The following is a 12,576-nucleotide window of genomic DNA, read 5'->3' as shown; positions in this document are numbered from 1 at the left end:
ATCTGACAGTATGACAAAGGCGCCATTCTACTCTGTAATCGGCCAGTCACCAACTCCAAACACCCTGTTGTACCAAAAAGGCGCCAGATCATGCCGATAACTTTTCACCGCCAGTGGCTCGGTAAAGTACAGACTTATCTGGCCTTCACTGGCGGTGGAAAGACCGCTGATACCCCGGCTTTGATAGCGCTCCACCACTTCTTTTTTGGGAAATCCATAGCGATTGTCAGCCCCGGCGGCGAACAACACCAAAGCAGGCGATACAGCCTTGATAAAGGCATCTGTCGAGGATGTGAGGCTGCCGTGGTGCGGGGCAATCAGAACCTTGGCAGTGACATTCGTTGCCGACTGCAACAGTCGCAGCTCACTGATTGCCTCGATATCGCCGGGCAGCAGCAGTGACATTTGGCCAACGCCGGCATCACCGGTGATACGTACCACACAGGAGCTGTCATTGCCTACCCGGCCAGCCGGCAGGCGTGGCGGTGCCAACACACTGAAACTCAGACTATTAAGCTGGAATGATGCGGGTCGGCATCCCGTGTGTACATCGGCAGCAATCATCGATGCCACTTTGGTGTCACTGATGAGCAGCGATACGGGAAAATGCTTTGCCAGCCCCTCGGCGCCACCGGCATGATCCTTGTCTTCATGGCTGATAATCAGCACATCGATGCGACTTCGTCCCCTGGCTCTGAGAAATGGCGTCAGGGTGCGTTCACCGTGGGAGAAACCGCCATAGGCACTGCCGGTGTCATACACCAGCGTTTTGTCACCATCAAACACCACAGCGGCCAGGCCCTGACCAACATCCAGCAGATGCAGTTCTGCCACTGGTTGGCTCCGTGGCATAAAAGACAGCGCAAAAGGCAAGAGTAAGCAGGTACTTACAATCCTGAAGCTGCGGGAAACCGGCATCCAAAGGAGCAGCACCGCGACGAGGGCAAAAATTAACGGTGCAATCAATTGATCGGCAAGACTCACCCAGGCAAGGGGTAAACGATCACTTTGCTCAAGCAACACGTTAAACGGCAATAAGGCATAAAGAGCTGGCAGAAACAGCGCCCCGGGCGCAAAACCAAAGGGCAAGACCAGCAAAAACACCAATAAACCCAGCAGCGCAAGCGGGATCACCAGCAGTGAAAACCAGGGCACCATCAATAAATTTATCCAGATGCTATGCACACTGACACCGCCAAACAACAGCAGCTGCACCAACCCCAAGCCGAGCGACAGAGCCAGCTGGACTTTTATCAGCGACACACCATATTGCAGTGCATACGCCCGAAAGCGACCAGCAACAGTGTCAGCGGACGCAGCCTGCCTGCTTTCTGAGTTCGAAACCACCAGCAGAATGATGCCGATGGCGCCGAACGATAACCAAAAACCGGCAGACAGAGGCGATAAAGGATCGAGCACCAAAACTGCACTGAGTGCGTACAGTAATCGCTCCCATGGTGACGCAAAGCGGCGGCTTGCGGTGAGTACAGCTACCATGGCCAACATAATAAAGGCGCGTCGGGTGGGGATGCCCATGCCAGCAAGCAGCCCATATAATAAGCAACCACAGGCGGCCACTATCATGGCTATCAGCAGGTTTTGCCGATCCGGCCTTGGACGAAACCGCAGCAATAGTAATCTTGTTCCCCCATAGAGCCACAGTGCCAGCACCGACATATGTAACCCGGAAATAGCCATCAGGTGGCCAGTTCCGGTCTGGCGCAGCTGTTGCCATTGTGAGCTGGTAATCAGTCCCTGCTCCCCGCCAAGCAGCGCGAGCAGCATACCCGTCCCCGGATTTAATGATTCCTGAGACTCCAACGCCAGCCGAATGCGCTCAATCAATGAGAAGCGTAACCCGGGCGCTCTTGACACGGGTCTGGCTTCAATCACCCGCCCCCTGAGTCCTATATGCTTCGACAGCAGATAGCGCTGGGCATTAAATGCCCCCTGATTGAGATTTGAGCTGATGCTGCGCCTGTCAATACGAAACTCCCACACCTCTCCCGGGCGTATTTGTTCATTCGTTCGCCAGTTAAGCCGCATTTGCGGGGCAAAGGGTGAGATTAATTTTGGTTTAACATAGCGTATATCTATACTCAGCCAGTCGCTGCCATTTGTGACAGATGCTATTATCTCGGCGCGTAACCAGTTTTGTTCATTGTGCTCAGGCTGACGATAATCAAATATCAGCGTGGCATACAAACAGACCCAGGCTATGCCCAGCATGCCTCCTGCAAGCAGCGGCTGAGGCTTATACAGCAAGACGGCGCCAAACAGCAACAGCAGGCTCCATGGCCAGGGCAAAAGCGCCGGCCAGAGCAGCGACGAAATGTTAAGGGCACAAAAGCCCAGCAGAAATGGGTTCTTCACAGCAGTAAGTTAAGACAGCATTATCCGCCTATGCCAAAAAAGCTCATCAAAAGGTTTATGCCACACCCGGACAGCCTTAAAGATCATAAGCATCTGAAGATGTTCGGTACCCTGCTGCATAAGCCAAACCTGTGGCACCTGAATCGCCGCTCGGCACCGGGTGCATTTGCTGTTGGGCTGTTTATGGCCTGGATGCCGATGCCATTTCAGATGGTGGCTGCAGCGGCAATGGCAATATTTTTCAACGTGAACCTGCCCGTCTCTGTGGCACTGGTATGGATAACCAATCCGGTCACTATGCCAATACTGTTTTATATGGCCTACATGGTCGGTACCAAAATTCTCGGCCATGCCCCCCAACCCTTTAATTTTGAGGCCAGCTGGCAGTGGCTGGAATCGTCCCTTGCCACCATAGGTCCACCCTTCCTGCTGGGATGTGTGGTACTTGGGTGTCTCAGTGCCGGTGTGGGTTACTTCATTATCAGTAACCTTTGGAAATACTCGGTACTTTTCAAATGGAAAAGCCGAAGTGGCAGATAACAAAAAACGCGCATTAAGCGCGTTTTTTGTTATCTGGTGCCCGACACCGCTATGGCGTTCAGCGGCCAGCCAGTGCCGGAGCCGGCTCGGTCAGACTCGCCTTGTATGCCGGATACAGGGTTGCAATCAGACTCATGGCAAAAGCCATGATACTGACAATAACCACATCCTGTGAGTGAAGCTCTGAAGGCAGAAAATCAATAAAGTACACATCGGCTGAAAGGAGGCGAATACCCAGTGCCTGCTCAAGCGCTGCCGCCAGAGTCGACAGATTCGCTGCCACCAGCACGCCAGCCAATGTACCTATGAGCGTGCCCAACAGACCGCTGATGGCACCATGCACCATAAATACCAGCACAATGGCACCGCGTTTAAGCCCCATGGTCATCAAAATGGCAATTTCAGAGGTTTTATCCCTTACCGCCATGACCAATGTGGACACAATATTAAAACAGGCCACCGCAATCACCAGCGCCAACACCAGATACATCAAAGTGCGAACCAGTTGAATGTCCTGATAAAGATGTCCCTGGGTTCGGGTCCAGTCACTCATATAAAGGTATTGGGTTTGGGTATACCCAAGCTCACGGATAAGCCTTGGTGCAGCAAATACATCATTTACAGCGATGCGCACACCGCTGACGTCAGCTCCCATTCCGAGTAATTCGGCAAGATGACTCATGGACGCATAGGCTGTGGTGAGCTCAAGCTCCCCCCCGAGCTTATAGGCACCTCGCACCACAAATCTGTGGCTGCGGGCCGCGCCGAGTTTACCGGCCTCCCGGCCAGACACGTCCGGCACATATAACAGCAGGGCATCACCTTCCCTGAGGCCAAGTTTATCCAGTAACGCCTGCCCCAGCACAATGGTATTTTCACTGCCGCCAAGCTGCTGCCAGGCGTTTTGTGACATGTACTGCCGGATACCGGAAACAGACTCTTCAAGTGTTGTGTCAATTCCCACCAGGCTTACGCCCTGAAAACCGCCCTGACGCTGTACCAGCCCCTGCAAACGGATAAATGGCGCTGCAGCATAAATCCCCGGGATTTTTTGGGCATCGGCTACCATGGCCTGCCAATCCATCACCGGATTGTTGACTCCAACCAGTTCAGCATGGGGCACTACATCCAGAAAACGCTGCCTCAACTCCCGCTCAAATCCATTCATGGCCGACAGCACTATGATAAGTACCGCAACACCGAGCGCGATACCGGCGGTAGAGGCAAAGGAGATAAAGCTGATAAAGCTGTTGGATTGCCTCGCCCGATAAAAGCGAAACCCCAGCCACAGCGGCAACAGATGCTCACGACTCATCAGTTGGCCGCCCCTGCCGACAACTTGCCACTCTTCATCGACACTTGTCTGTCCATACGCGCCGCCAGGCCATTATCATGGGTCACGACCACAAAGGCGGTGCCAAGTGACGACGCCAGCTCACGGATAAGACCATAAACAGCATCGCCGCTTTTGGCATCCAGGTTACCGGTTGGCTCATCAGCCAACACCAGCTTGGGCTCGTTAATCAGTGCCCTGGCAATGGCCACCCGCTGGCGCTCACCACCGGAAAGCTCAGAGGGTGCATGACTCAAACGATGGCTGAGCCCTACCCGCTCCAGCAGTGCTTCGGCACGGCCAAAGGCAGTTTGCTTATCAATCCCCGCAATACGAGCCGGCATGGCGACGTTTTCGATTGCACTGAATTCCGGCAACAAGTGATGAAACTGGTAAATAAATCCCAGGCTTTCGTTTCGCACCCTGGCCTGACGGGCCGCCGACATGGCATATAAATCTTCTCCGTCGAGAAACACCTTGCCTTCGCTGGGCTTATCAAGGGTACCCAATATGTGCAGTAATGTGCTCTTACCCGAACCAGAGCTGCCAACGATAGCCAGTTGCTCGCCACGTCTGACCGAGAGGCTTACGCCACTCAGCACCGGGGTTTCAAGCTTGCCTTCGCGGTAGGTCTTACTGACATTTTCCGCTCTGAGCAGGATCTCTTGCATGAATTTTTTCTCTCTGTGCCTTAGCAGGCGTTTAATCAGCTTGAATGAAGCACTCTCGTACTATCCGGATCTGTGTTACTCGTATCTGAGGGCGGCGGCAGGCTCAACCCTTGAGGCCTTCAGCGCCGGATACAGGGTTGCCAGCAAAGTAATCACCACAGTGCCCGTGACTATCAACCCCAATTGCTGCCCCGATACCATGACAGGCAACTGTTGTCCTGCGCCCAGAATTGAAATACCCAGGCCACTCAATATCGGGTTCAGGTTCAGTGTCAGCACAGTGCCAACTGTCAGTCCAAGCAGCAATCCAAGGAAGGCGTTCATTGAGCCCTGAACGACAAAAATACCCATCACTTCTGTACGCGTCAGCCCCTGGGTCATCAACACGGCAACGTCTGTGGTTTTGTCTACCACCATCATCACCAGCGCCGAGACGATATTAAAGGCCGCGACAGCCACAATCAGACTCAACATCAGCGACATCATATTCTTTTCCATTTTGACCGCACCGAACAAATGGCCAAAGGTGTCACGCCAATCGTGTACCACCAGACTGTCTTTGGCGTCAGGGGCCACCAGCGCGGGCAATTTGGGGCCAATCTGCTCAGCTTTAAAGGGGTCGTCCAGATAAAGCCGCAGCATATCCACCTGTCCCGGCGTTTTGCGCATCAGCCTGCGGGCATCGTCATAATGAATAAAAGCCAGCTGAGCATCGACCTGAGAGCCCATCTGAAACAATCCGGAAACGACAAACTTACGCTGACTCGGTACAGGACCCAGAGGTGAGTACACAACGCCTTCGCCGCTCAATACTCTGATAGTATCCCCCACAGCGACATCCAGCTCAGAGGCAACCTGAGTCCCCAGAATAATGTGATACTCACCCGCGTTCAGGGTATCAAAAGCTGGCGACCAAACGGTGGTGGTCAACTTTGATAACCTGGCTTCCTGCTGCGGAAAAATCCCCTGCAACTGTACGGCGGCAATATTGGCGCTGGACTGCAGCATCGCCTGGGTTGAGGCCGACGGGCTGCTTCCCAGCACAGCCGGTATATTGGCTTCTATCTGCGCGGCGCTCGCCTGCCAGTCGGCAAACCCGTTGGCATCTTCCAGCACCAATTGCGGCACAGCTCCCAGAATACGGCTCTTGAGCTGACCTTCCAGTCCATTCATCACCGAGCTGACCACGATTAGGGCGGCAACACCCAGAAAAATGCCACTTACGGCAAACAGGGTGATAAATGACGCAAAGGCGTTGGCTTTACGAGCCCGCCAATAGCGAAATCCAATAAGAAAAGCGGAGGATGAAAACATGTGCGCGCTGTCGGCCCTGGCTGAATTGGGAAGGGGTGCCAATATACCTGCACTGCAAGCATACTGCCCGCTCGAACCTTCCCTTGCGTATTTGTTTGAGTGGGCACGATAATAGGGGTATCTCACCTATAAATAAAGAGGCATATCCTTGTTAGCCGATCCCAACGCCTATTTCAGTGTGGTGCACGATTTCAATGCCTACCTTCAACCCTTTGACGGTCCTCTGCCCGATGATGCGCAGCTGTCGATGATGCGCAGTGTCGGCCTGCAGCTACTCAGTGACGTTAAGGCATTGGAAGCCGGTTGCCTGCTTCAGCTGCGCCAGCTGGATAATGAAGCCAAAGCGGTAGTGGATTTTCTTAAGCTACAGTCACGAAAAGTGGACATGGTGCTGCACTATGTACTTGAAAATGAATGCCGTGATGGCAACCGTTACCTCGGCAGGCGCTTTGGCGGCAGCAGCTTTGTGATCGAAAGCAAAACGCCTTTCAAAATTGGGCAAGTGTTTAAGGCCACCTTGTATATCCGTGATGAGTTGATTGCGCTGGTGTGTATTGCCAAGGTGACTCAGGTGATGCAGGAAGGTGAGCATCTGCTGACAGAACTCAGCTTTGAGTGCATTCTTGAGCCGGATGTGGAGCAACTGGTAAAGGCCAGCCTCAGTGTGCAACAAAAGCAGCTCAAGGCACGCAAGCAGCAAAACACCCACAACTGAGCCAACGCCTGACTCGCCTATCGGGCCAGCTGAATGCCCCCGCCAGAGCTGAGCATCAGCCGAATGATGTATTGATGGCGCTTAAGCTGCCGATATCCCCGCTCTGGTATTGGCACTGCGGCACGGTTGCCTCTACAATGGGCGACTGATTTTTCGTGAAAAACCGGCAATCCAAACCGAATGACCTCTTTTACGGTAGACCGTCTTCCCAAGACACCGGCCAAGGGCCGGGTGTCATCGGTCAGACTGCCCGGCGGTGTCGCCCGGGCAATGACGCTGGCCCAAATGACCCGCGACTATACGGGCACCACCCTGATAGTCACCAGCGATACCCCAACGGCGCTTATCCTGGAAACTGAACTGAGCTATCTGCTCGGCCATGAAGGCATTGATATCTGCCTGTTTCCCGATCGGGAGACCCTGCCCTATGACAGCTTTTCACCCCATCAGGACTTGATCTCAAGCCGCCTTGAAACCCTTTCCAATCTGGAACGCGGCAAAGGCAGGCTGGTGATTGTGCCGCTCACCACCTTGATGGTGCGCCTGTCGCCAAAGGCGTTTCTGGCCGCCAATGTGCTGATCCTCAAGAAAGGTGACCGCTACCAGTTGCAGCAGATGCGGCAACTGCTGACCGACACTGGCTATCATCTGGTGGAGCAGGTATATGAGCATGGCGAATTTGCCATCCGCGGCTCGATTCTGGACATCTTCCCCAGTGGCGCAACTGAACCGCTGCGCATAGAGCTGTTTGATGACGAAGTGGAGTCTATCCGTCACTTCGACCCTGAAACCCAGCGCTCCAGTGCCGAGGTAGACAGCATCCGGATGCTGCCGGCACGGGAATTCCCCACCGACAGCCAGGCCATCGAAGGTTTTCGCCAGCGCTATCGCCGCGCCTTTGATACCATCACCAACGCCCCTGAGTCTGTTTACCAGCTGGTGAGCCGCAATCTGATGCCGGCGGGCATTGAAAACTATTTACCGCTGTTTTTTGACGACACCGCCACCCTGTTTGATTATTTGCCCGATGAACTGCAAATCATCACTACAGGTGAGCTGCATCAGGCCGCCGAGCACCACCTTGGCGAAATTCACGCCCGCTATGAAGACCGCCGGGTTGACCCCATGCGGCCATTGCTGCCGCCCAAGGTGCTTTATCAAACCACCGAAGAGCTGTTTGGTAAATTCAAGCAATATCCCCGCATTCAGCTCAGCACGGCCGAGGGCGACAAGGAGCTGGACTGCACGCCACTGCCGGACATTCGCGCCAACCACAAACTCAAGCAGCCGCTGGAGGCCTTAAGTCTGTGGGCGGCGAATACTCAGCGCATTCTGTTTGTGGCCGAATCCGAGGGCCGCCGTGAGGCACTGCTGGAGCTGTTGTCCAAGGCAGGCATCAAGCCCAAACTCTACGGTCATTTGCAGGAGTTTATCGATTCCGGCAGCCCCCACGGGCTGATAGTGGCTCCGCTGGCGCAGGGCATAGATATCCGCATTGGCAAAAAGCAGCTGGCGATTGTCTGTGAAACTGAACTCTTTGGTGAGCGGGTATCCCAGCAGCGCCGCCGCGACAAGCAGCGCCAGCTCAGTCAGGATGTACTGATTAAAAACCTGGCTGAGCTCAAAGTGGGCCAGCCTGTGGTACACCTTGAGCACGGTGTTGGCCTGTACCAGGGCCTCGAAACCCTGGACACCGGCGGCTTGGTGGCCGAATACCTGAAGCTTGAATACGCCGGTGGCGATAAGCTTTATGTGCCCGTGTCTTCACTTCATCTCATCAGCCGCTACGCCGTTGGCAGCGACGATGACGCCAGTCTCAACCGTCTCGGTAATGAAAGCTGGAGCAAGGCCAAGCGCAAAGCGATTGAGAAAATCCGTGATGTGGCCGCCGAGCTTCTGGATGTGTACGCCCGCCGCGAAGCACGCCCCGGCGAGCCCTGCAAGCTGGATGAAGAGGAATACGCCCTCTTTGTACAGGGGTTCCCGTTTGAGGAAACCGTGGATCAGGAAGTGGCCATTGAAGCCGTTATCAGTGACATGTGTCAGCCAAAGGCCATGGACAGATTGGTGTGCGGCGATGTGGGCTTTGGTAAAACCGAAGTGGCCATGCGCGCCGCTTTTCTGGCGGTGTCCAGCGGCAAGCAGGTGGTGGTGCTGGTGCCTACCACACTGTTGGCACAGCAGCATTTTGAGAACTTCAAAGACAGATTTGCCGACTGGCCGGTGCGTATCGAGGTCATGTCCCGCTTTCGCACCGCCAAAGAGCAGCAAGCCGTGCTTTCCGCCATGGGAGAAGGTAAGGTAGATATCGTTATTGGCACACACAAGCTATTGAATACCGAGCTTAATTTCGATGCGCTCGGGCTGCTTGTCATAGATGAAGAGCACAGATTCGGTGTGCGCCAGAAAGAGCGTATCAAATCGATACGGGCCAATGTGGACATTCTCACGCTTACAGCAACCCCTATCCCCCGCACCCTGAACATGGCCATGTCAGGTATGCGCGATTTATCGATTATCGCCACCCCGCCCGCCAAGCGTCTGGCGGTAAAAACCTTTGTGCGTGAGTACGATAAAGCCACGGTGCGCGAAGCAATTTTGCGTGAAATCCTTCGTGGCGGTCAGGTGTACTACCTGCATAATCAGGTGGAAACCATCGAAAAGACCGCTCAGGATATTCGCGAATTGCTGCCTGAGGCGCGGGTTGTAACGGCCCATGGCCAGATGCGTGAGCGCGAACTTGAGCGGGTGATGTCGGACTTCTACCATCAGCGCTTCAATGTGCTGGTATGCACCACCATCATAGAAACCGGTATCGATGTGCCGAGCGCCAACACCATCCTGATTGACCGCGCCGACCATTTCGGGCTGGCGCAGTTACATCAGCTCCGGGGCCGGGTGGGCCGCTCCCATCACCAGGCCTATGCCTATCTGATGACACCCCACCCTAAACTGATGACGGTGGATGCCAGGAAACGCCTCGAGGCCATTGATGCACTGGAAGATTTAGGTGCCGGCTTTATGCTGGCCACACAGGATCTGGAAATCCGCGGTGCCGGTGAGCTGCTTGGCGATGAGCAAAGCGGTCATATCAGCAAAATCGGCTTCAGCCTCTATATGGAGATGCTGGAGGGCGCGGTAAAAGCGCTTAAGCAAGGCAAGGAGCCATCGCTGAAGCAGATGCTCGGCAGTCAGTGTGAAATCGACCTGCGTATTCCGGCGCTGCTGCCGGAAGATTACGTGGGCGATGTCAATATGCGCCTGTCGCTGTATAAGCGCATCGCCGGCTGCGACACCGAGCAGGCAGTGGATGAAATGAAGGTTGAGCTTATTGACCGCTTTGGTTTACTGCCGGACGCTACCCGCAATCTATTGACCATGACAGTCGGTAAACACCGAGCCACCCGTCTTGGTGCCACCAAAATCGAGATGCATGCCAGGGGCGGCAGCATCGAGTTTGGTGAGGACCATAAAATCGACCCGGGTTTTATCATCGGCTTGCTTTCATCACAGCCACAAGTCTATCGTATGGACGGCCCGAACAAACTTAAGTTCACCATGCCTTGTGAATCCGCAAAAGAGCGGCTGGAGCTGGTGGATCTGCTGCTGTCGCAGCTGGAACAACACAGCGTTGGAGAAGAATAATCATGTTCCGCAAAACCGCACTTTTGGCAGCGTTATGTCTATTGCCACTGACTCAGGCCTCAGCTGAATCCTGGTTTGAAGTGGAAGTTTTTCTGTTTGAACGAAATCAGCCCAGCACCGAGGTGTGGCCTGAAACGCCGAAACAGCCCAATATCGCCAAAGGGCTCGATCTTATCACTCCGGCACTGGTAGCTGTGCCCGATATTCAGCCATGCAGCGATGACGAGCGTGTGGTTGATCCTCTGCGCTGTGATGGACTGGACTTGCAAATTGCAGCCTATGCACCCGAATATCCGAAACCTTTTCCGGTCACTGTGGCATCTGCCAGCCCCAAGATTGCGGCTCAGGGTGCTTCTGCAGTACTGCTGGACAAAAGTCAGCTCAGGTTTAACGATGCCGTTCGCCAACTCAGCCGTGAAAACGGGGTCAAGCCTTTGTTGCACATGAGCTGGCAACAGGCGATGCAGCCACGCCATACGTCGGTGCCGGTACGCTTGTTTGCGGGCGAAGACTTCTCTGACCGCTTTGTTGCGGCCGGCACCAGGGTGCCTCCACTTCAGCCCTATCCCGAAGTGGCGCTGAGCAATGACGGCAGTGCTGACACTCAGAGCCTGGAACCAGAGAGTACAGGCAGTCTCGAACAGCCACAGGTTAATAACCTCACCGCCCTGCTCGGCGGCGAACCGGCAAACCTGCCAGCTCTGCGCACAGAGAAACCATCACCGGTTTGGCAGCTCGATGGCTTATTGAACATCTACCTCAACCACTACCTGTATATTGAAACTGATTTGATGCTCAGAACCCCGGGCAGCCGCAAAGTGGAGCTGTTGGATACAAGCGTGGAATTGGCAGTCCAGGGCGAGCCAGATACTCAGCCAGCGGCGCAACGCCCAATCCCGCTAATGGCCACCAGCGAACCAATTCAGGAAAGTCAGGGCTCTCAGGTGGTAATGGAAGAGCAACCGTTTCTCTACTCAATCCCACTGACGCAAAATCGCAGGGTACGCAGTGGCCAAATCCATTATTTTGATCACCCCAAGTTCGGACTTATTATTCAAATTCGCAAAATGGCGCAACCGACCGGTGCTGTGGATGTTGAAGAGCCTGCCAGCGAGCAGGAAGGTGATGATACGCCTGAAGGTGATGTGATCAATCAACAAAATGAGCTTCAGCCCGAAGCCCGGAACCAACCTCAGGACTGAGTGATGGAAAAGTCGAGGTAGATTTCATCTGCCTCGTCTTCATTCACCTCAACGGCGGTCACATTGGCCGCTGGCGATCCCTCCCAGCACCAATCAATCAACTTCTCCACCATGGGAATACTGCCCTGCACCAACAGCTGCACCGTGCCATCGTCCATGTTGGTAACATAACCCGTAACCCCAAGTTCACGGGCCTTCTCAAGTGCAAAGCGACGATAGCATACCCCTTGCACCTTACCTTTAACCCGCACCAATACACGCCTCATAATATCTTCCTGCGCGACCTTTATTAAAAAAGCATAGGACACAGGAACAGGTGTGACAGTTTGAAGCTGTGATCAGGCGGGATTATTCAGCAAAAAAAACAGCTAACAAAACTGCTGTTAGCTGCATCGGGCGACATACGCAATCAGAAGGTCCAGGGAACCAATAAGGTCATACTTGATACAAAATGCTACAAAAGTATCAAGAAAGGCCGAAACTCTACACCCTGACCCATTTTTTGCAACATCACACCACCGCCAGACGCAATCAGAACCAATATGTGTGATACAGATCACACATTGCCACCAACTATTCAAGACTCCGTACTGTATTTATCAATACATATGTGGTACGTGAGTTCAAATTAAACCGAAAGACAGTAAATAATCCACCTTCTGAAGAAGGTGGCTTTGCGTTAACCCCCTAAAAGGGGGCCTTCTATTCCAGAGCAAGCTGAGCTTGCTCTTGCCTTTCCGCTTTCTCTTGATGTCTCACATATCGGCGAATTATCTCTTCGTT

The 12,576-nt window shown here is 54.0% G+C and carries 9 protein-coding genes and 1 pseudogene; 4 read left to right on the top strand and 6 right to left on the bottom strand.

The annotated features are described in order from the left end of the window. Window positions 1-27 precede the first annotated feature (27 nt). Window positions 28-2,373, bottom strand: a complete 2,346-nt coding sequence (locus ABYK60_RS08850; protein WP_372871631.1) for a DNA internalization-related competence protein ComEC/Rec2 — start codon at window positions 2,371-2,373, stop codon at window positions 28-30. 30 nt (window positions 2,374-2,403) lie between these two features. Here ABYK60_RS08850 and ABYK60_RS08845 point away from each other — a divergent pair, with 30 nt between their 5' ends. Beyond that, on the top strand, window positions 2,404-2,913 hold the full coding sequence (locus ABYK60_RS08845; protein ID WP_372871630.1) for a DUF2062 domain-containing protein: 510 nt from the start codon (window positions 2,404-2,406) through the stop codon (window positions 2,911-2,913). 58 nt (window positions 2,914-2,971) lie between these two features. Here the strand turns inward: ABYK60_RS08845 and lolE are convergent, their stop codons facing one another. From lolE to ABYK60_RS08830, 3 genes are all read right to left on the bottom strand, one after another. Beyond that, window positions 2,972-4,228, bottom strand: a complete 1,257-nt coding sequence (gene lolE / locus ABYK60_RS08840; RefSeq protein ID WP_372871629.1) for a lipoprotein-releasing ABC transporter permease subunit LolE — start codon at window positions 4,226-4,228, stop codon at window positions 2,972-2,974. Continuing rightward, window positions 4,228-4,917 carry a lipoprotein-releasing ABC transporter ATP-binding protein LolD gene (gene lolD / locus ABYK60_RS08835; protein WP_372871628.1) on the bottom strand — a complete coding sequence of 230 codons (690 nt, stop codon included), beginning with the start codon at window positions 4,915-4,917 and terminating at the stop codon, window positions 4,228-4,230. Before lolD ends, lolE begins: the two co-directional genes overlap by 1 nt. A 75-nt stretch (window positions 4,918-4,992) precedes the next feature. Then, a complete protein-coding gene (locus tag ABYK60_RS08830) occupies window positions 4,993-6,231 on the bottom strand; it encodes a lipoprotein-releasing ABC transporter permease subunit (protein WP_372871627.1) in 1,239 nt (412 codons plus the stop codon). 148 nt (window positions 6,232-6,379) lie between these two features. Here ABYK60_RS08830 and ABYK60_RS08825 point away from each other — a divergent pair, with 148 nt between their 5' ends. The 3 genes from ABYK60_RS08825 to ABYK60_RS08815 all read left to right on the top strand — a co-directional run bounded on the left by ABYK60_RS08825 (window position 6,380) and on the right by ABYK60_RS08815 (window position 11,793). Beyond that, on the top strand, window positions 6,380-6,946 hold the full coding sequence (locus ABYK60_RS08825; RefSeq protein WP_372871626.1) for a hypothetical protein: 567 nt from the start codon (window positions 6,380-6,382) through the stop codon (window positions 6,944-6,946). Between the two features lie 180 nt (window positions 6,947-7,126). Beyond that, entirely contained in the window at window positions 7,127-10,591 is a 3,465-nt protein-coding gene (mfd, locus tag ABYK60_RS08820; RefSeq protein WP_372871624.1) for a transcription-repair coupling factor, read from the top strand. Window positions 10,592-10,593: 2 nt separating this feature from the next. Continuing rightward, the gene (locus tag ABYK60_RS08815; protein ID WP_372871622.1) at window positions 10,594-11,793 is read left to right on the top strand and encodes a peptidoglycan binding protein CsiV; all 1,200 of its coding nucleotides are present in this window, start codon (window positions 10,594-10,596) and stop codon (window positions 11,791-11,793) included. Here ABYK60_RS08815 and ABYK60_RS08810 read toward each other — a convergent pair. Together ABYK60_RS08810 and ABYK60_RS08805 are read right to left on the bottom strand one after the other, a co-directional pair. Next, entirely contained in the window at window positions 11,784-12,059 is a 276-nt protein-coding gene (locus tag ABYK60_RS08810) for an acylphosphatase (protein WP_372871621.1), read from the bottom strand. The two genes, ABYK60_RS08815 and ABYK60_RS08810, sit on opposite strands and share 10 nt — an antisense overlap. Before the next feature lie 436 nt (window positions 12,060-12,495). Beyond that, window positions 12,496-12,576 (bottom strand): annotated as a pseudogene (locus tag ABYK60_RS08805) (IS200/IS605 family transposase); the annotation flags it as partial.

It is taken from the genome of Shewanella sp. (assembly GCF_041630135.1).
Lineage (GTDB): Bacteria > Pseudomonadota > Gammaproteobacteria > Enterobacterales > Shewanellaceae > Shewanella.
This window is presented reverse-complemented; position numbering and strand designations above follow the sequence as displayed.